This is a genomic window from Dactylosporangium sp. NPDC050588 (assembly GCF_040654975.1).
Classification (GTDB): Bacteria; Actinomycetota; Actinomycetes; order Mycobacteriales; family Micromonosporaceae; genus Dactylosporangium; species Dactylosporangium maewongense.
The window spans coordinates 33839-52184 of record NZ_JBFAJA010000004.1 but is presented as its reverse complement, the minus strand read 5'-3'; the positions used below and the strand labels follow the sequence as shown (position 1 = coordinate 52184).

The window sequence follows — 18346 nt, the reverse complement described above, 5'->3', positions numbered from 1 at the left end:
GCCGGGCTCACCCGCGCGGCTCGTCCGCGAGCGGGAGCAGGGTGCGGCTGCGGCCGGGGCGCGGGTACTCGACCGCCGCGGCGGCGAGGCGGGTGGCGTGCTCGCGCTGCTTCTGCCAGTGCCCGTACAGCGCCCCCTGCTGCGCGAGCCGCGACACGGCGCGGATCGTCTCGGGGTCGACGTCCCCGGGCGGCGCGTCCCGCCACGGCGTGCCCGGCAGCGGCATGAACACGTGCGAGTGGATCCTGGCGCCGAGCCCCGCCAGCTCCTGCGCCAGCCGCAGCGACGCCTCCGCGTCCGCCGGGTCCTCCCCCGGCATGCCGAAGATCATGTCGACGTTGATCCGGAACCCTTCGGCGATGCCGATGCGCACCGCCCGCCGCACCGACTCGACGTCGTGCCCGCGTTTCGCGGCCGCCAGGACGCGCTCCGACCCCGACTGCGCCCCGACGATGAGGTTGTCGTTGGCGCAGTACCGCTTGACGAGCCGCAACGCCTCGACGGTCATGTGCTCGGGCCGGATCTCGCTCGGGAACGACCCGAAGAACACCCGCCCGTCCGGGCCGATCCCTTCCTTGCAGCTCGCGAGGAGCTCCTCCACCGCCGCGAGGTCCGGCTCCTCCCCGTCGGTCCCGTAGGACAGCGACGTCGGCGTGATGAACCGCACGTCGCGCTTCCCGAGCTCCCGCATCCGGTCCACGTGCCACCGCACGTTCTCCACGCTCCGGTGCCGGAACCGCGCCGAGAACATGAACGGCGTCTGGCAGAACCGGCACGCGTAGATGCAGCCCCTGGTGATCTCGATCGGGTTCATCCGCTTGTACGACAGGGGAAACGCCCGATAGGTCCCCAGCGGCTCCTTGTGCGCCTTCCCGTTGCGCCGCACCGCGCCGGTGCCGTCCCGGTGGACCAGCCCCGCGATGCCCTCCGGCTCGCCGCCGCTGTCGACGAGGTCGAGGAACGTGCGCTCCCCCTCCCCCACCGCCGCGACGTCCCACCCGGCGTCGAGCGACTGCACCGGCTCCGCGGTCGCGTGCACCCCACCGGCGACGTGCACCGCCCCGGGCGCCTGCTCCTTGATCGTCGCCAGCTCCTCAGCGAGGGCGGCGGCGTCCGGCGAGTAGAACGACCACAGCACCAGCTTGCGCCCCGGCCGGTCGTTGATCGCCTCGATGGTGGCCCGCGCCGACTCCGCGAACACCACCTCGTACCGCGTCTGCGTGACGTGCTCCTCGAGCGCCGCCAGCAGCGTGTGGAACCCGTAGGTCACCGCCTTGCGGTACCGCAGAATCAGGACCAGGTCGCTCACACGGTGCAGTGTAGGCAGGCCGCAGCGGGGCGCCGCCGCGTGCCGTGCCGCTCGCGCCCTCGGTCAGTCGACGAACTCGATCGGCACGCGCGTGTATCCGGGGACGTCGTCCGGGATGCGGAACTCCTGGGCGCTCGCCGAGGCCACGAGGGTGTTGAGCAGGCTGGTGAGCATCGAGACGATCGCCTCCTTCTCCTTGTCCACGTCGGTGGCGAGGTAGGCGGCCTTCGTGGCGATCTTCCCGAGCACCGTCGCGTTGGCGGTGCCGAAACCGTACGAGATGATGTGCGGCCTGCGGCGCCACGAGGCGTCGGTGAGCGCGTTGAACTGGGTGGCCCAGTCCTTGTCCATCGGCTCGCCGTCGGTGAGGATGAACACCGCCGGCCGGAGCACGGCACGGCGGCCGTCGTGCGTCAGCCCGCTGATGTCGGCGTCGATGCGCTGCTTGACCAGCTGGAACATCTTGCCGTAGTTGGTCGTGCCCTGGCACGTGATGGTGGGCAGGTTCTCGACCGTCTCGATGTCCGACAGCTCCAGCACGACGTGCGCGTCCGTGTTGAAGGTGATGATGGAGACGTGTGCGAACTCGGCGACGCGCGGGCTGTTGCCGACCACGTCGAACACGTGGTCGACCGTGTCGTTGAGCAGACTCTCGTGCGATTTCATCGATGACGAGGTGTCGATGACCAGATAGGTCGGCAGGCACTTCGACTTCAGTGCTGGCGCGTTCACGGCGCTCGATCCCTTCGGTTGTCGGACGTACCACGGTCACCCGGCTCGCTCGTGTACTGACGGACGGCTGGCACGCACGCGCTCAGAGCGACGACAGCAGGGCGTAACCGCCGCAGAACAGCGCCACCGCGATGGCGATGAGGATGGCGATCGCGATGAACCCCAGGACCGGGTTCGCGCCGGCGGACGACGAACGCGTCGCCCTGGCGCTGGCCCGCGGCGGCGGCCGGCGGATGTTCCCCGTGGCGCCGCCCGGCCGGGCCGGCGAGGTGCGCGCCGGGTTCCTTCCGGCCGGTCCGGGCACGATCGAAGGGGTGGCCCGGGTGCCCTGGGTGCCGGCGGGCGTCCGCCGCGGCTGCGAGGGCATCGGCCGGATCGCGCCCGTGACCGCCGCCCGGCCGGTGGCGGTGACAGGCCCAGTGGTCAGGGTGGGCTGGCTGGGCGGGCCCGGCCGGATCGTCTGGGTGGGGGTGACCGGCGCACCGGCTCGGGTGGGCGGGCCCGTCCGCTGCCGTGGCCGCCAGTCGATGACGCCGGACGGGTCGACCGTGCCGAACGCCTGCAGCAGCTGCCGGAGGCTCGGCCGTCCCTGCCGGGTCGGGGCCGTCAGCATCCGCAGCAGGGTGTCCGGGACGGCGCCACCCGAGCCGGAGAGCGCGGCCGTGACCTCGGGTACCTCGCGCTTCGCGGTGAGCACCCGGGCGATCAGCAGCGCGACCCGGTACCGGTCGACGTACGTGTCGACCTGCTGCGGCATCGGTGTGAGCGGGTCCTCGAAGTTGGCCGTGTTGACGTGCGGGCGCGGCCCGTAGGAGCTGCCGTCGATGTCGATGAGGTACACGGTGTGCCTGGTGGGGTGCCAGAACGCGTTGGCGTAGGACCAGTCCGCGTAGACGATGCCGCAGCGCTCGAAGAGCCCGGCGAGCTGGGCCAGCATGACGCAGAACCGGGTCCGGTCGGGCGCGGACTGCTCCGGCACCCCGCGCTTGACGAGGTAGTCGTTCGGCTTGGCGAGCCAGTCGATCGGGAGCCGCTCGCGCCTGATCGACGCCGTCTTCGAGTTCGTCGACTTCCAGGAGACCAGCAGGTCGTCGGGGGCCTCCGGCATGACGACGCCGACGGTGCGGTCGCCGTCGGTGACCCGGCTGACCGGCCAGGCGGTCGACTGCGCCACGAGCGTGCGGTCCGTGGCGTCCTGCAGGGCCGCGGGCTGGGCGATCAGGCGGTCCATGGCGGCGATGTCCAGGGCCGCCGCCGCGTCCCAGGTGTACCGCTTGAACAGCAGGCCCGGGCGCGCCGGGATGCGCCAGACGCCCTCGCTCTGCCCGCCGCCCTGGAACTGGGGCGGGCCGTCGAACTTGCCGAGCACGGGGATCTGCACGACGGCCGGCAGGTGCATCACGCTCATGGCCGTGCCACTTCCGGGCCGCCGGCCGCGTGCGGCCAGACCACCACCGCGGTGCGGTCGTCGAGCAGGCCCTTGGCCTGGAAGTCGACGTCGAGCATGAACGACGCGAGCGGCGGCGGATCCCGCCACCGGTCGGCGAACCAGTGCTCGGCGCCGTCCACCTGGCTGAACGCGTCGGCGACGCCGTCGGAGAGCAGCGCGACCGCCACCGCCTCGTTGAGGTCGAACAGGATCGCCCGGGCGGCCTGCGGGTAGTGCGGCAGGAACGCGCTGAGCGCGCTGCCGTCGAACTGTTCCTTCGCCTCGCCGGTCAGGCACTGCCAGCGCTGCCGCCGCAGCATCCACAGGTGGGTGTCGGCCAGCTGCCCGGCCCAGGCGATGCGCCGGACGCCGGTGGAGCGCGTCGGCAGCACGGCCAAGGCGAGGGTGGTCCGGACGTGTGCGGGGTCGAGTCCCCGCTCGCGGGCGGCCGCGGCGATGTTGCCGGCGACCTCGGCGAAGATCCGTTCGACCGACAGGCGGTCGGGCGGCACCCCCTGGTCCAGCTCCCGGCGCAGCAGCCCGACGGCGGTGCCGACCGCGACCGACGCCCCGAGCTCCGCGCGCGAGCTGTCCGACATGCCGTCGGCGACCGCGATGATGAGGTGGTCGCCGGTGGCGTCCTGGGCGACCCGGTAGGCGTCCTGCCTCGGTTTCGCGGGGCGTTCGCACCGGTGTCCCGCGCCGACCACGGACGCCGCGCGGATCCGCAGGTCGCCCACGCGCGCCTGGTCGGCCGCGACGCCGGGCGGCGATGCCGGCTCCTGCGGCAGCAGCCACGCCATCTGCGAGGCCCGGGACACGGGGGCGAACCGGGGCGGCACCGCGTGCGCCGGCACCAGGTCGCTGTGCGCGGGGCTGCCGGCGGGGGGATCCTGCACCGGTTCGGGACGGCCCTGCCGCGGGGGCGGCGCCTGGTCGGTGCCGTTCCTGCCGCGCTCCGCGGGCGGCCGGCCGTCCCGGTGGTCGTGGCCCGGCGACGGGTACCGGCGCTCGAACTCCCGGTCGATCGGCGGCGGGACCGGCGCCGGCGGGCCGCCGTCGGCGCCGTCCGGGCCCGTGACGCGGCCGCCGGCGCGCTCCCGGCCGCCGCGCTGGACCGAGCGGGCGTGCTCCCGCCACCCCCGGCGGGCTTCGCCCTGGTGCATGTCCCGGCGCGTGCCGTCCTGGCGCGTACCGTCCTGGCGCGCGGTGTCCCGGTCGTCCGGTTCTGATGCGCCGGTGGCGCCGGTGGTGGTTCCCTGGCCGCGCAGCACGCTCGAGATGCCGTGGCGCAGCCGCGTCAATATCTGCATGGACATCGATCTCTTCTCGTTCGCCAGGGTGCCCACCGCGATGAGCGCGAACACCGGGTAGGGACGGCGGTCAGTTGCTGGTCGGCCCGGACTGGGCCGGCCTGCGCTTCCGCCAACCGGCGACACCGGTCGGGTCGGCCGGCGCGGCGGTCTGGTGCGGGCCGGGCGCCGCGGCTGCGTTCGAGGGCGGGGCGGCGACCGGCCCGCCGAGCCTCGCGTTCGCCGGCGGCGGCCCGCCGGTCGTCATGTTCCGGGTGTCGCGGAGCAGCTGGTCGCGGATCTCCTCGATGTCCATGTTCTGGATCAGGCCGGCGTCGAGCATCGTGCGGAACATCTCGTCGGAGCTGCGGAACACCGCGTCCTGCCGCTGCTCGAGCTCCTGCTGCCGGGCGTGCATCAGCCGCAGCACCCGGAGGGTCTGGTCGGGGTGGTGCCGCAGGTGGGCGGCGAGCGACCCGAACTCCCCCCGCACCCCGGCGGCCACCGCGCCGTCGAGGGTGTGCCCGCGGGCGCCGGGATCCGTCTGACGCTCGATCTGGGCCTGCTGTCGCAGGTGGTCGCGGGCGGCGTCGTCGCGCGTGACGTGCGCGGAGACGTGGTCGATCGTCAGGCCGTAGCCGAAGATGCGGACCGGTGGGTCGTAGAGCTCGTTGATCTCCTGTTCGACCTGGTCGCAGTCGGTGATCCCGTACTTCCTGCTGACCTTGCGCATGGCGTCCATGACGCGCCGGACGACGACCTGCTCGCCGTCGCGGACCCCCTCGCGCACGACCTTGACCGGGTCCGTGACCTGCCAGCCGATGTCGACCTTCGCCGCGAAGAAGGAGCTGTCGCTCTTCGCCGGCAGCGGGTCCCGCCCGGTGGAGACGGTGCACTCGTGGTGGGAGATGTCGACCTCGTACATGGTCTTGTACCGGCCGGACATCGCCTCGCCGAAGGTCAGCAGCCGGCCGAGGTCCTCCAACTTGCCTTCCTGAGTCGAGTACACCGCGGTCACGCCGGCCCTGAGGATCGGCCTGGCGAGCAGCTGCACCCTGGCGACCGGCTGCTCGCTCAGGATCAGCGAGCGGGGCTGCGCCGGGTGGCCCTGTCGAGGGTCCTGTCGATGCATCGGGTACATCACCGGTCTCCAACCTTCAGGTGACGGCGGCCGGCACGGCCTGCGGATGCCGGCCGCCCACGGACGTCAGGCGACCCCGCCCGCGGTGACCCGCCGCTCCGGACCACCTCGCCGGCGCCGGGCTCGCGGCCGGGCCGCCCGACGACGAGCGGCGCCACGCGACGACTGATGCATACGCCTGCCATTGAGGGCCCTCCGGAGGATTCCGGTCATGCCGCCGACCGCGGCGGGCCGGGCGGCCGCGGCGTGACGCACACGGTGCCCATCGGCATCCTCCGGTCGGTCGCCTGTCGCGGTCCTCCCCCATCTGACGGACAGCGGCGCAGGCGGGCGCGACCGCCCCTCAGGTCCGGCCGCGACCGACCCGCTCACCCGGTCGGAGCGCGCAGAGGAGCGAGCCGGCGTCGCTCACCGCTGCGTGCCGGAGTCCGCCGGCGGGCGCGAGGAGACGACCGGCCCGATGCTGATGGTCAGCGGCCGGCCAGGCGGTCGATGGCCGAGGCGTCCAGGCGCCGGCCGACGACGGAGTCCACGATTCTCGTGGTGATGTCGGACTTCGTGGACCTGCCGGGGAGGGCGACGCCGAGGACCTTGGCCAGTTCGCGGAGCTGGGGCACCGTGAGGCGTTCGTCGTTGAGGTACTGCACGGCCGCGGCGCGGGTGCCGATCTCCGACAGCATGGTCTCGATCTCGGCGACGGGGCGGGACAGGGGCCTCGACGTGGTGGCGGGAGCGCCGGCCTTCGACACCAGGGTGAGCTTCGCCGCGCCGGAGGCGAGGTCGGCCAGCTCCGCGGCCGGCAGGGACTTCACGAACGCCGCGACCTTGAGCAGGACGTCGTGGGCGAGGTCGGCGGGGTCGGTCATCGCGGAAGGCTCCTCAGATCCGGGTGCGCGCCAGGAACTCGCTCGTCAGCTGCTGGAACTCGTATCGTAGGGTCTCGATCGAGGCGGTGCCGGGTGGGGCGAGCACGACGGGGAGGCTGCGCTCGCCGGCGTCGGTGACGGCCGTCTTGTTGTCGCGGATGGTCTGGCGGAAGACGGGGATCTCGATGCGGGAGGTCTCGTTGACCGAGGTGCGCTGCGAGATGAGCGGGCCCGCGCCGGTGTACTGGACCATCGTGTAGACGACGCCGATGATCTCCGGGTTGATCGGGTGGGGCGCGGCCGCGTTGTACTCCTCGACCAGCCGGGACATGCGGGCCCGCAGGTAGTCGATGCCGCGGGTCGACAGGTAGTCGGGGCGGGCCGGGACCACGACGTGGTCGCTGGCGACCATGGCGGTGCGGGTGACCATGTTGAAGTTGGGTGCGCAGTCGATGAGGATCGAGTCGTACCCGTCGAACGCGTGGTCGGTGAGGGCGTCGGCGAGCAGCCGGTGCACCGGCAGGTAGCGGGGGCTGCCGGCCCGCAGGCGGGCACCGCCGAGCGCCGCGGCCAGGTCGAGGTCGACCTCGATGAGCCCGAGGTCGCCGGCGAGCAGGTCCAGCCGGCCACCCAGGGGCTGCACCACGGCGTTGATCTCGCGCGGGCTCACCACGTACTTGTGCAGCGGCTCGGCGGCGCGGGTGGCGAGGTAACCGGCGAACCACGGCAGGATCGTGGGCCGCGACTCGAACTCGGCGGGCCGGTAGAAGGAGAACGTGAGGCTCGCCTGCGGATCGAGGTCGATGAGCAGCACCGTGCGCCCGCGGGCGGCGAGCTCGGCGCCGATGTTGGCCGTCAGTGTGGTCTTGCCGACCCCGCCCTTGTAGTTGATGACAGAGACCACGCTCATCACCGCAGCATGCCATCGGCGGACTCCGTTGTCGTCCCCCGCCCGTGGCGGTTAGGCTGTCTTTCCTATCGACAAGATAGGTAGGAGGTTGTGATGGCGTTGCCGGACTTCCTGGTCGCCGGGGTGCCGAAGGCGGGCACCTCGGCGTTGCACGCGGCACTCGTACGACACCCGCAGCTCTTCCTCCCAGAGGTCAAGGAGCCCAAGTTCTTCCTGTCCGACGGCCCGCCGCCCACGGCCGGCGGGCCCGGCGACCGGCAGACCTACCAGGAGCACGTGTGGCGCCGGGCGGACTACGAGGCGCTGTTCGACCCCGCACCGGCAGGGGCGCTGCGGGGCGAGGCGACGCCGTTCTACCTGTACGACCTGGCGGCGCACGAACGCATCGCGAAGCTGATCCCCGACGCGAAGCTCGTCCTGGTGCTCCGCGACCCGGTCGACCGCGCCCACTCCAACTGGTCCCACCTGTGGGGCGCCGGCCTGGAGTCCGAGGCGGACTTCCTGCGGGCGGTCGAGCTGGAGGAGACCAGGAAGGCGGCCGGCTGGGCGGACTTCTGGCACTACACGGCCCTCGGCCGGTACGGCAGCCAGCTGCGCCACCTGCTGCGCTTCTTCCCTCGTGAGCGGCTCCTGCTGCTGCGCTACAGGGACCTCCGCGACGACCCCGCGGCCACCGTCGACCGGGTGTGCGCGTTCCTGGGCGTCGGCACCGGGCACGTGGCGCAGATCCCGCCGGAGAACGTGCGCCGGTACGTCGCCGACACGCGGGTCAACGCCGGCCTGCGCCTCCTGCTGCGCAACGGTGGGAGGATCGGGCATCGGTTCCCCGTGCCGGTGCGCCGGGCGTTCAGCACCCCGCTGCTCGCGCTCCTGCACCGCCAGCACGGCAGGCGGCCGAAGGTCACCGCCGAGCAGCGTGCCGCGCTGCTGCCCCGGTTCGTCGAGGAGATCGAGCTGCTGCAGGAGGTCTCCGGCGAGTCGTACGCCGACTGGCTGAGCCTCGAGCACGCCAGCAACTACCGCTAGGAGCCTTCGTTGCCCGCACTGCCCCGCCTGACAGGTTCCGACGTCGTCGTCGCCCCACCCGCCGGCGGGCCCGGCAACTGGGCCGGCGGACCGAGCGCGGTCATGCTCGGTTCGTCGGTGTTCCTGGCGTACCGGTTGCGCCGCCCGATCGGCTCGGGCCGCGGGTACGCGAACGTCGTGGCCCGCTCGTCGGACGGCGTGCACTTCACCACGGTCGCCGAGGTGACCAGGGAACGCTTCGGCGGCGCCTCCCTGGAACGCCCCGCCCTGGTCGTCACCCCCGAGGGCCGCTGGCGCCTGTACGTCAGCGTCGCCACCCCCGGCACCAAGCACTGGCGGGTCGACCTCCTGGAGGCCGACGAGCCGGGGAAGCTCGGCGACGCCCCCGCCCTGACCGTCCTGCCCGGCTCCGCCGAGATCGGCGTCAAGGACCCCGTCCTGCACTTCGACGGCCTCCGCTGGCACCTCTGGGCCTCCGTCCACCCCCTGGAGACCCCCGAACACGCCGACCGCATGTCCACCTGGTACGCCACCAGCCCCGACGGCGTCGACTGGGCCTGGCAGGGCGTCGCCCTCGCCCCGCGCCCCGGCCACTGGGACGCCCGCGGTGTCCGCCTCTCCGCCGTCTCGGTCCACGAGGGGACGCTGACCGCCACGTACGACGGCCGCGCCACCGCGGAGGAGAACTGGGAGGAGCGCACCGGCACCGCCACCGGCGCCCTGGGCCCGGACGGCCTCTTCGGCCCGCTGACCGCCGCGTCCGCCGCCCCCTGCGGCTCCCCCCACCCGCCGCACGGCCTGCGCTACCTGACCACCGTCCCGGGCCGCCTGTACTACGAGGTCACCCGCCCCGACGGCGCCCACGAGCTGCGCACCGAACCCACCCCGGACTGACACCGGACCGGCACCGGACCGGCACCGGGCGGGCCGGCGGGTCAGTCGCGGCGGTGGCGGCCGGTGGGGCGGGGGCGGTCGGCGCGGGTGTCGAGGAGGGCGGCGGTGCGGTGGAGGACCTCGTCCCACATGGACGTGGGGGTGTTGCCGGCGATGAGGGTGGCCAGGTCCTCGGCGAGGCGGTCCAGCTGGGTCAATTCGAGGGTCGGGTCGGGGTCGGGCTCGACGACGGCGCGCTGGCGGGGGATGCGGGCGGTGACGTCGGGGCCGGGCTCGACGGGGAGGGGGTCACCGGAGCAGACGATGTCGAGGTAGCGGATCGTGCGGGTGAGGGCGACGAACAGCAGCCGGTGGCCGCGGTCGTCCTCGGCGACGATCTCCTCCGGTTCGACGACGATGACGGCGTCGAACTCGAGGCCCTTGGCCTCCTGGGGGCTGACCAGGTTGATCGGGTGGTCCAGCTCACCCTGGTCGGCGCGGCCCCACTGCAGGTCGTTGGCGTGCAGGGCGAACTCGAGCTCGGACCGGCAGGCGGCGGGGCAGACGATGCCGACGAAGCGGCCGCCGAGGGCGTGGTCCTTGGCGACGAGGGCGGCGCGGGCCGCGCGTTCGGCGGGCTCGACGACGTGGATGCCCGGGTCGGCGGGGCCTTCGCGGACGGCGCGGGTCGGCTCGACGTCGGGGGCGGCGACCGGTAGCAGCTCGGCGGCGAGCTCGTAGACCTGGCGCGGGACCCGGTAGCCGTACCGGAGCCCGACGACGACCTGGGGCAGCACCGCGGGCAGGTGCTCGGTGACCTCCTCCCAGTGGTCGCGGGCCCAGGCGCCGGTGGACTGGGCGAGGTCACCGACGACGGTGAGGGAGCCGGTCGGGCAGCGGCGGGCGACGGCGCGCAGCTGCATCGGGGAGAGGTCCTGCGCCTCGTCGACGACGACGTGGCGGTACCGCCGCTGCACGCCGTTGAGGAGATCCTCCAGCTCGTCGAGCAGCGGCAGGTCGGCGTTGCTCCAGATCTGCTCGGAGAGCTTGTCGGCGCCGCGGCGGTGCAGCAGCGCCACCTCGTCGGCGGTGAACTCGTCGCCGGCGGCGCCCGCGAGCCTGGCCCGGGAGCCGAGGAGGGCGCGCAGGAACGCGGCGGCGCTCTGCAGGGGCCAGAGGCGCTCGAGGAGGTTCTCGACCGGGCCGAGGCGCTCCGGGTCGGTGGGGCCGCCGCGGGCGCGGACGAGATCGGCGAGCTGCGCCCTGAGCCGCTGGCGGCGTTGCGCGTACGGGCCCCCGGCCTGCCGCGCGGACGCGACAGCAGCGGCGACCTCGACGCCGGAGAGGGTGAGGAACGTGCCGTCGAAGAGCATCCGCTCCGCGGGCTCGGGGGTGCCGACCCGGTTCTCCAGGGCCCGGGCGAGCAGCCGGGCCATCCTCGCCTCACCCTTGATCCGCCGGGTCTGCGCGGGCTCCGGGCGTCCACGTTGTACGGGCGGCGCCAGCTGGTCGATGTCGAGCTGCACCACGTCGGCGTCGCCGAGGCTCGGCAGGACGGTGCGGATGTAGCGGGTGAAGGCGGGGTGCGGGCCGACGACGAGCACGTCCTGGGGGCGCAGGCGGTCGCGGTGGTTGTACAGCAGCCACGACACGCGGTGCAGCGCGACGGCGGTCTTGCCGGTGCCCGGGCCGCCCTCGATGACGAGCAGCTGGTCCAGGGGTGAGCGGATCAGCCGCGACTGGGCGCCCTGGATGGTGGCGACGATGTCCGTCATCGTGCCGGTGCGGCCCCGGTCGAGCTCGGCCAGCAGCGCGTCGTCGGGCCCCGCCTCCGCGAGGGCGGCGACGGCCGTCGCGAGCTGGGCGAAGACGACGTCGTCGAAGTCGCGGATCCGGTTGCCGTCGCAGTGGAACGTGCGCTTGCGCCGCAGGCCGCGCGGGTCCTCGTGGGTCGACTCGTAGTACAGGGCGCCGATCGGGGTCTGCCAGTTGACGACGAGCACCTGCCGCTGGTCGTCGAAGACGGTCTCGCGCCCGATGTAGAACGTGTCGTCGACGCCCGAGCGGCCGGGCGGGTCGGCGGGCAGGCAGTCGATCCGGCCGAACGCGACCTGCTCCTCCGGTGGGGCGATCGCCTCCTTGCGGCTGCGGCGGAAGACCGCGAGCCGGCGGCCGGCGCCCGCGTTGGCGGCCGCGTCGGGGACCTCGCCGAGCTCCGCCCGGGCGCGTTCGCGGTGCTTGCGGGCGAGGTCGAAGTGCTGCTGCTCCAAGGCGATCTCGGTGGCCAGCTCAGCCGGCTTGGACTCCACGGCCCGCCTCTCGCACGATCTTGACCACGCTACGTGATCTCCAGGTTACCCGCCGACAAGGACCTCGGTCGATCCCCCGTTTCGTGGGCAGATCGGCGGGTAGCGCCGGGCCGTGCTGATCAGAGCGGCGTTCCTCGCCCTGCTGCTGTCGTTGCTCGGGGCCGCATACGTCTCGGTGGAGCCCGCCTACGGCGCCAGCGGCATCAAGGCCGAACGCGGCCATCTCGTCGAGGCGAACGGGGAACGGCTCGTGCTGCGCGGGGTGAACCACGGGTACTACTTCGGCAAGGGGCCGAAGTCGGTGTTCGCCGACATCAAGGCGACCGGGGCCAACTCGGTGCGGGTCGCGCTGTCCAGCGGCACCGGGTTCCCCGCGACCACCCCCGCCGAGGTCGCCGGGATCATCGGGCAGTGCCGGGCGAACCGGCTGATCTGCGTGCTCGACGTGCACGACACGATGGGGTACGGCACGGAGCCCGGCGCGGCGACCATCGCCCAGGCCGTCGACTACTGGCTGACGCTGCGCAAGGTGCTGCTGCGGCAGGAGTCGTACGTCATCATCAACGTCGCCAACGAGCCCTCCGGCCACGCGGTGAACATGGACTGGATCGGCGACACGAAGCGGGCGATCGAGCGGCTGCGCGGCGCCGGCCTGCTGCACGCGATCATGGTCGACGCGCCGAACTGGGGCAACGACTCGTTCCACGTCATGTACGACCACGCGGCGGAGGTGTTCGCCGCCGACCCGGAGCACAACACGGTCTTCGACGTGCACATGTACGGGCCGTTCAACACCCCGGACAAGGTCTCCGGCTACCTCGACACGTTCGTGCGGCAGCGGCTGCCGATCGTCGTCGGGGAGTTCTCCTCGATGCACCAGTACGGCGACCCGGACGAGGACGCGATCATGGCGTACTGCCAGCAGCACGACCTCGGGTACCTCGGCTGGGCGTGGAGCGGCAACAGCGCCGAGTACCACTACCTGGACATGGTCGACGCGTTCAGCCCGGCCCGCAGGACCGCCTGGGGCAGGCGCCTCATCGACGGCCCGGACGGCCTGCGGCAGACCTCCCGGGAGGCCGGGATCTACGGCGGCTTCTGGTTGGCGGCCAGACGATGAAAAGCTGTGCGGGTGACGAACCAGGAGCCGCCGGCGGGGCGTGACACCCGCCGAAGCCTCGAGGCGAGCGTGCGCTCGATCGAGCGGGCCGCCGGCGCCCTCGCGACCGCGAGCGTGGCGCGGATGGACGAGACGCTGCCCTGGTTCCGCGACCTCCCCGCCGACCAGCGGGCGTGGGTGATGCTGGTCGCGCAGGCCGGCGTCCGGTCCCTGGTCGACTGGCTGCGCAACCGGCAGGAGGGCGCGCCGCTGCCGCCCGACAGCTCCGACGAGTTCTTCGACGCCGCCCCGCGTGCCCTGGCCCGCTCGATCAACCTCGGCCAGACCGTCCAGCTGATCCGGGTCACGATCGAGGTCGTCGAGGAGCAGCTGCCGCTCCTGGCCGCCGAGGGTGAGGAGGCCGGGATCCGCGAGGCGGTGCTGCACTACAGCCGGGAGGTCGCGTTCGGCGCCGCCCGGGTGTACGCGCGGGCGGCGGAGACCCGCGGCGCCTGGGACGCGCGGCTGCAGGCGCTGCTCGTCGACGCGCTGCTGCGCGGCGACTCCTCCGACGTCCTCGCCAGCCGGGCGGCGGCACTCGGCTGGGCGGACGCGCCGCCGGTCGCGGTCGCGGTCGGCCGGTCCCCCGGCGGGGAGGCGACCGCGGTGCTGCACACCGTCTACCGGGCGGCCCGCCGCATCGGGGTCGAGATCCTCGGCGGCGTGCACGGCGACCGCCTCGTCGTGGTCCTCGGCGGCGCGCCCGACCCGATCGCGGCGACCGAGCGGCTCCTCGTCGGGTTCGGCGAAGGGCCGGTCGTGGTGGGGCCGGCGGTGCCGTCGCTGGACGAGGCGACCGAGTCGGCCAGGGCCGCCCTGGCGGGGTTCCGGGCCGCGCCCGCGTGGCCGGCCGCGCCCCGCCCCGTCGCCGCCGCGGACCTGCTGCCGGAGCGGGCCCTCGCCGGCGACGCGGAGGCGCGGCGGATCCTGCGGCAGGACATCTACGGCGCGCTCGTGCGGGCCGGCGGCGAGCTGCTGGAGACCCTGGACGCGTTCTACGCCGGCGGCGGCGTCCTCGAAAGCGCCGCGCGCGGGCTGTTCGTGCACCCGAACACGGTCCGGTACCGGCTGCGCCGCATCGGCGAGGTCACCGGGTTCGTCCCGCTGGTGCCACGTGACGCGTTCGCCCTGCGGATCGCGCTGACGATCGGCAGACTGGATCCGTTCGCACCCGCACCCTCGAATCCGCCGTCCCAGTGATGTACCCGGCAGCTGTGACGCAGTCGCGTGACGCACGTCGCAGCGCCACGTGACGCACGTCGCAGGACAGGTGAACAGAGCGTTGCGGTGGGTGACGGCGTGGATCTGTTGGGGCAACACCACGCAAACTCTTGTAGGGTTCCTACAAACGACCTGGTTCACTTTGGTGCGTCGCGCTACCCGCGCGATTGACGGAAATCCGGAAAAGTCATAGACGTGCTCGCCGTACTCGCCCCAGGGCAAGGCTCCCAGAAACCCGGCTTCCTGACACCGTGGCTCGCGCTGCCCGGCGCCGAGGCCCGCCTGCGCTGGTGGTCCGTCCTCGCGGGCGTCGACCTGGTCCACCTCGGCACGGAGGCCGACGCGGACGAGATCAAGGACACCGCGAAGACCCAGCCCCTGCTCGTCGCCGCGGCACTGCTCGCCGCGGAGCAGCTGCCGATGTACGACACCACGATCGTCGCCGGGCACAGCGTCGGCGAGCTCGCCGCCGCGTCGCTGGCCGGGGTGCTCAGCCCCGAGGCCGCCGTCACCCTCGCCGCCGTCCGCGGCCGGGAGATGGCCGCCGCGTGCGCGCTGGAGCCGACCGGCATGAGCGCGGTCCTCGGCGGCGACCCCGACGAGGTCATCGCCGCCATCGAGGCGGCCGGCCTCTACCCGGCCAACCGCAACGGCGCCGGCCAGGTCGTCGCCGCCGGTTCCCTCGCCGGCCTGGAGAAGCTCGCCGCCGCGCCGCCCGCCCGCACGCGGATCATCACGCTGCAGGTCGCCGGCGCGTTCCACACCCCCTACATGGCACCGGCCGAGGAGGCCCTCGCCGCGATCGCGGCCGGCGTCCCCACCGCCGCCCCGGCGAAGCTGCTGCTGTCCAACCGGGACGGCGCCGTCGTCGAGCACGGCCCGAGCATGCTGCAGCGGCTCGTCAAGCAGGTGACCGCGCCGGTGCGCTGGGACCTGTGCATGACCGCCCTCGCCGACCTCGGCGTCACCGCCGTGATCGAGCTGGCCCCCGCCGGCACCCTCGCCGGGCTCGTCAAACGGACCATCAAGGGCATCGAGATCGTCACCGTCCACACGCCCGACGACCTGACCGCCGCCCGTGACGTGATCACCCGCCACGGCAGCGCGCCGGTCCTCGAGCCGCACCCGCAGGGCAACGTGGTCCTGGCGACGGCGGCAGGCACGTTCACCCCCGCCGAGGACCTGGCCGAGGGCGCCGAGGTCGGCGGCGGGCAGCGCATCGGCACGGTGCAGACCCCGCAGGGCCCGGTCGACGTCACCACCCACGGCGCCGGTGTGCTCGCCGAATGGCTCGTCACCCTCGATGACCCGGTCGCGCCCGGCCAGCCGCTCGCTCGCATTGGAGACAAGCTATGAACCAGCCGACCGGGTCGAAGATCCTCGCGTTCGGGCACTACCAGCCGTCGCAGGTGGTCACCAACGACGACCTGTCCAAGGTGATCGAGACCAACGACGCGTGGATCCGCGACCGGGTCGGCATCGCCGAGCGCCGCGTCGCCGGCGCGGAGACCGTCGCCGACATGGCGACCGCCGCCGCCGGGAAGGCCCTCGCCGCGTCCGGGCTCACCGCCGCCGACATCGACCAGGTGATCGTCGCGACCTGCAGCTCGGTCGACCGCTGCCCCAACGTGGCGACCCGGGTCGCGGCGAAGCTCGGCATCCTGGCGCCCGCCGCGTACGACCTGAACACCGCCTGCTCGGGCTTCTGCTACGGCCTCGCGAGCGCCGACCACGCGATCCGCGCCGGGGCCAGCCGCAACACCCTCGTCATCGGCGCGGAGAAGCTCTCCGACGTCGTCGACTGGACCGACCGCACGACCGCCGTGCTCTTCGGCGACGGCGCCGGCGCCGCGGTCGTCACCGCCACCTACGGCGACGAGCCGACCGGCGTCGGACCGGTCGTGTGGGGCTCCGCGCCCGAGAAGGGCGACGTGCTGAAGATCGAGGGCTGGCGCCCCTACATCAAGCAGGAGGGCCAGTCGGTCTTCCGGTGGGCCACCACGGCCATCGCCCCGTTTGCGCAGGCCGCCCTCGACCGGGCGGGTGTGCAGGGCAAGGACATCGCCGCGTTCGTCGCGCACCAGGCCAACACCCGGATCATCGACGGCATCGTCAAGCGGCTCGACCTGCCCAACGCGATCATCCTCAAGGACCTCGTCGAGTCCGGCAACACGTCGGCGGCGAGCATCCCCCTCGCGCTGTCGAAAGCCATCGAACGGCGTGAGGTACCCTCCGGCGCGCCGGTGCTGCTGTTCGGCTTCGGCGGCGGCCTGACGTACGCGGGCCAGGTCGTCCGCTGCCCCTGAGGCACGCCAGCTTTTGTTTCGCCAGCGTTCGACTTCAGGTCGGTGCTGCGTCAACCCAAGGAAGGAAAGCTCTATGTCCACCCGTGAAGAGATCGCCGGCGGTCTCGCCGAAATCCTCGAAGAGGTCGCCGGGGTCAACCCCGACGACGTCGCCGAGGACAAGTCGTTCACCGACGACCTGGACGTCGACTCGCTGTCGATGGTCGAGGTCGTGGTGGCGGCGGAGGAGAAGTTCGGCGTGAAGATCCCGGATGACGAGGTGCCGAACCTCAAGACCGTCGGTGACGCCGTGTCGTACATCGTGAAGTCGCAGGCCTGAGAGCCGTTGCCGCGGTCTCGGGTCGTGGACGGTCACCCCGGACCTGCCCGAGACCGCGTCAAGAAGGTCAGCCCTCATGTGGGTCAGCCAGAGAGGTGTAGTGCTGTGAGTGTTGAGGTCGTCGTCACCGGACTCGGGGCCACCACGCCCCTGGGCGGGGATGTCGCATCCACCTGGGACGCCATGCTCGCCGGGAAGTCGGGCGTGTCGGCGCTGACCGAGGACTGGGCCGCGCAGCTGACCGTGCGGATCGCCGCGCAGCTGGCCGTGGAGCCCAGCACGGTCATCGACCGGGTGCAGGCCCGCCGCCTGGACCGGTCCGAGATGACCGCGATCATCGCCGCCCGCGAGGCGTGGGCCGACGCCGGCGCCCCCGAGGTCGACAAGCTGCGGCTCGCCGTCAGCGTCGGCTCCGGCATCGGCGGCGCGCAGACCCTGCTCGCCCAGGACGACATCCTGGAGGCCAGCGGGCCGCGCAAGGTGTCGCCGCACACCGTCCCGATGCTCATGCCCAACGGCCCCGCCGCCTGGGTCGGCCTGGAGCTCGGCGCGCAGGCCGGCGTGCACTGCGTCGCCAGCGCCTGCGCCACCGGCGCCGAGGCCATCGCGCACGGCCTGGACCTGATCCGCCTCGGCCGCGCCGACGTCGTGGTCGCCGGCGGCACCGAGGCCGTGATCCACCCGCTGCCGATGGCCGGGTTCGCCTCGATGCGCGCCATGTCGATCCGCAACGACGAGCCCGAGCGCGCGTCCCGCCCGTGGGACAAGGGCCGCGACGGGTTCGTGCTCGGCGAGGGCGCCGGCGTCATCGTCCTGGAGCGCGCCGACCACGCCCGCGCCCGCGGCGCCCGCATCTACGCCCGGCTCGCCGGCTCGGGCCTCACCTCCGACGGCTACGACATCGTCCAGCCGCACCCCGAGGGCGACGGTGCCGTCCGCGCCATCGACTTCGCGCTCCGCGACGCCGGGATCGCCAAGTCCGACGTCGTCCACGTCAACGCGCACGCCACCTCGACGCCCGTCGGCGACCTGGCGGAGATCAAGGCGCTGCACCGGGCGCTCGGCGACCACCCGCTGCTCACGTCCACCAAGTCGATGACCGGGCACCTGCTCGGCGCGGCCGGCGCGGTCGAGTCGATCGCGACGATCCTCGCGATCTACCACGGGGTGGTCCCGCCGACCATCAACCTCGACGACCCCGACGAGGGCCTCGACCTGGAGGTGGCCGCGCACAAGGCCCGCCACCTGGACATCCCGGCGGCGCTGAACAACTCATTCGGCTTCGGCGGCCACAACGCGGCGCTGGTCTTCGCCCGCGCCTGAAGTTTCGCCTGATCGGACCGGGGGCCAGCGGGCCTCCGGTCCTTTCTCGTCTCCCGGCTCCGCGCATCCGGACGCATCGCGCGTGCCACGGCTCCCGGGACGTGTCCGCTGCGAGGAGTTCCCGGCTCCGC

At 73.2% G+C, this 18346-nt stretch carries 16 protein-coding genes; 8 read left to right on the top strand and 8 right to left on the bottom strand.

Annotated features, from left to right (window positions below):
- Window positions 1-7: 7 nt before the first annotated feature.
- From AB0I21_RS03500 to AB0I21_RS03470, 7 genes are all read right to left on the bottom strand, one after another.
- Window positions 8-1309: a TIGR04013 family B12-binding domain/radical SAM domain-containing protein gene (locus AB0I21_RS03500; RefSeq protein ID WP_360558747.1), complete on the bottom strand. Its 1302-nt coding sequence runs from the start codon at window positions 1307-1309 to the stop codon at window positions 8-10.
- A 63-nt stretch (window positions 1310-1372) separates the two neighbouring features.
- Window positions 1373-2041: a VWA domain-containing protein gene (locus AB0I21_RS03495; RefSeq protein ID WP_344506162.1), complete on the bottom strand. Its 669-nt coding sequence runs from the start codon at window positions 2039-2041 to the stop codon at window positions 1373-1375.
- An 82-nt stretch (window positions 2042-2123) separates the two neighbouring features.
- On the bottom strand, window positions 2124-3449 hold the full coding sequence (locus tag AB0I21_RS03490; RefSeq protein WP_360558745.1) for a hypothetical protein: 1326 nt from the start codon (window positions 3447-3449) through the stop codon (window positions 2124-2126).
- Complete coding sequence (locus AB0I21_RS03485; protein ID WP_360558743.1) at window positions 3446-4789, bottom strand: protein phosphatase 2C domain-containing protein; 1344 nt, start codon at window positions 4787-4789, stop codon at window positions 3446-3448. The genes AB0I21_RS03490 and AB0I21_RS03485 overlap by 4 nt, the downstream gene beginning before the upstream one ends.
- Window positions 4790-4853: 64 nt before the next feature.
- Window positions 4854-5894 (bottom strand): hypothetical protein, encoded by a 1041-nt coding sequence (locus AB0I21_RS03480; protein ID WP_360558742.1) that lies wholly within the window; start codon window positions 5892-5894, stop codon window positions 4854-4856.
- A 479-nt stretch (window positions 5895-6373) separates the two neighbouring features.
- Window positions 6374-6769 (bottom strand): Rho termination factor N-terminal domain-containing protein, encoded by a 396-nt coding sequence (locus AB0I21_RS03475; protein WP_360558741.1) that lies wholly within the window; start codon window positions 6767-6769, stop codon window positions 6374-6376.
- 13 nt (window positions 6770-6782) lie between these two features.
- The gene (locus tag AB0I21_RS03470) at window positions 6783-7679 is read right to left on the bottom strand and encodes a ParA family protein (RefSeq protein ID WP_360558739.1); all 897 of its coding nucleotides are present in this window, start codon (window positions 7677-7679) and stop codon (window positions 6783-6785) included.
- Between the two features lie 93 nt (window positions 7680-7772).
- On the opposite strand from AB0I21_RS03470, the gene AB0I21_RS03465 reads away from it, so the two are divergent.
- Together AB0I21_RS03465 and AB0I21_RS03460 are read left to right on the top strand one after the other, a co-directional pair.
- Window positions 7773-8705, top strand: a complete 933-nt coding sequence (locus AB0I21_RS03465) for a sulfotransferase (RefSeq protein ID WP_360558738.1) — start codon at window positions 7773-7775, stop codon at window positions 8703-8705.
- Window positions 8706-8714: 9 nt separating this feature from the next.
- Window positions 8715-9599 carry a hypothetical protein gene (locus AB0I21_RS03460; RefSeq protein WP_360558736.1) on the top strand — a complete coding sequence of 295 codons (885 nt, stop codon included), beginning with the start codon at window positions 8715-8717 and terminating at the stop codon, window positions 9597-9599.
- 41 nt (window positions 9600-9640) lie between these two features.
- On the opposite strand, the gene AB0I21_RS03455 is transcribed toward AB0I21_RS03460, so the two are convergent.
- Entirely contained in the window at window positions 9641-11887 is a 2247-nt protein-coding gene (locus tag AB0I21_RS03455) for a UvrD-helicase domain-containing protein (protein WP_360558734.1), read from the bottom strand.
- Between the two features lie 112 nt (window positions 11888-11999).
- Here AB0I21_RS03455 and AB0I21_RS03450 point away from each other — a divergent pair, with 112 nt between their 5' ends.
- The 6 genes from AB0I21_RS03450 (at window position 12000) to fabF (ending at window position 18215) form a co-directional block, all read left to right on the top strand.
- Window positions 12000-13007: a cellulase family glycosylhydrolase gene (locus tag AB0I21_RS03450; protein ID WP_360558733.1), complete on the top strand. Its 1008-nt coding sequence runs from the start codon at window positions 12000-12002 to the stop codon at window positions 13005-13007.
- 12 nt (window positions 13008-13019) lie between these two features.
- Window positions 13020-14246: a helix-turn-helix domain-containing protein gene (locus tag AB0I21_RS03445; RefSeq protein ID WP_360558731.1), complete on the top strand. Its 1227-nt coding sequence runs from the start codon at window positions 13020-13022 to the stop codon at window positions 14244-14246.
- Between the two features lie 216 nt (window positions 14247-14462).
- Window positions 14463-15623, top strand: coding sequence for an acyltransferase domain-containing protein (locus tag AB0I21_RS03440; protein WP_360558729.1), 1161 nt, complete (start codon window positions 14463-14465; stop codon window positions 15621-15623).
- Complete coding sequence (locus tag AB0I21_RS03435) at window positions 15620-16573, top strand: beta-ketoacyl-ACP synthase III (RefSeq protein WP_360558727.1); 954 nt, start codon at window positions 15620-15622, stop codon at window positions 16571-16573. The genes AB0I21_RS03440 and AB0I21_RS03435 overlap by 4 nt, the downstream gene beginning before the upstream one ends.
- A gap of 73 nt (window positions 16574-16646) precedes the next feature.
- Window positions 16647-16892: an acyl carrier protein gene (locus tag AB0I21_RS03430; protein ID WP_033362432.1), complete on the top strand. Its 246-nt coding sequence runs from the start codon at window positions 16647-16649 to the stop codon at window positions 16890-16892.
- Between the two features lie 105 nt (window positions 16893-16997).
- A complete protein-coding gene (gene fabF, locus AB0I21_RS03425) occupies window positions 16998-18215 on the top strand; it encodes a beta-ketoacyl-ACP synthase II (protein ID WP_360558724.1) in 1218 nt (405 codons plus the stop codon).
- Window positions 18216-18346: the final 131 nt, after the last annotated feature.

Excerpts from the sequence above, each read along its gene's own strand:
- AB0I21_RS03490 (WP_360558745.1), bottom strand. The coding sequence starts at position 3,449 with ATGAGCGTGATGCACCTGCCGGCCGTCGTGCAGATCCCCGTGCTCGGC.
- AB0I21_RS03480 (WP_360558742.1), bottom strand. The coding sequence starts at position 5,894 with ATGCATCGACAGGACCCTCGACAGGGCCACCCGGCGCAGCCCCGCTCG.
- AB0I21_RS03485 (WP_360558743.1), bottom strand. The coding sequence starts at position 4,789 with ATGTCCATGCAGATATTGACGCGGCTGCGCCACGGCATCTCGAGCGTG.
- AB0I21_RS03430 (WP_033362432.1), top strand. The coding sequence starts at position 16,647 with ATGTCCACCCGTGAAGAGATCGCCGGCGGTCTCGCCGAAATCCTCGAA.
- AB0I21_RS03435 (WP_360558727.1), top strand. The coding sequence starts at position 15,620 with ATGAACCAGCCGACCGGGTCGAAGATCCTCGCGTTCGGGCACTACCAG.
- AB0I21_RS03470 (WP_360558739.1), bottom strand. The coding sequence starts at position 7,679 with ATGAGCGTGGTCTCTGTCATCAACTACAAGGGCGGGGTCGGCAAGACC.
- AB0I21_RS03465 (WP_360558738.1), top strand. The coding sequence starts at position 7,773 with ATGGCGTTGCCGGACTTCCTGGTCGCCGGGGTGCCGAAGGCGGGCACC.
- AB0I21_RS03475 (WP_360558741.1), bottom strand. The coding sequence starts at position 6,769 with ATGACCGACCCCGCCGACCTCGCCCACGACGTCCTGCTCAAGGTCGCG.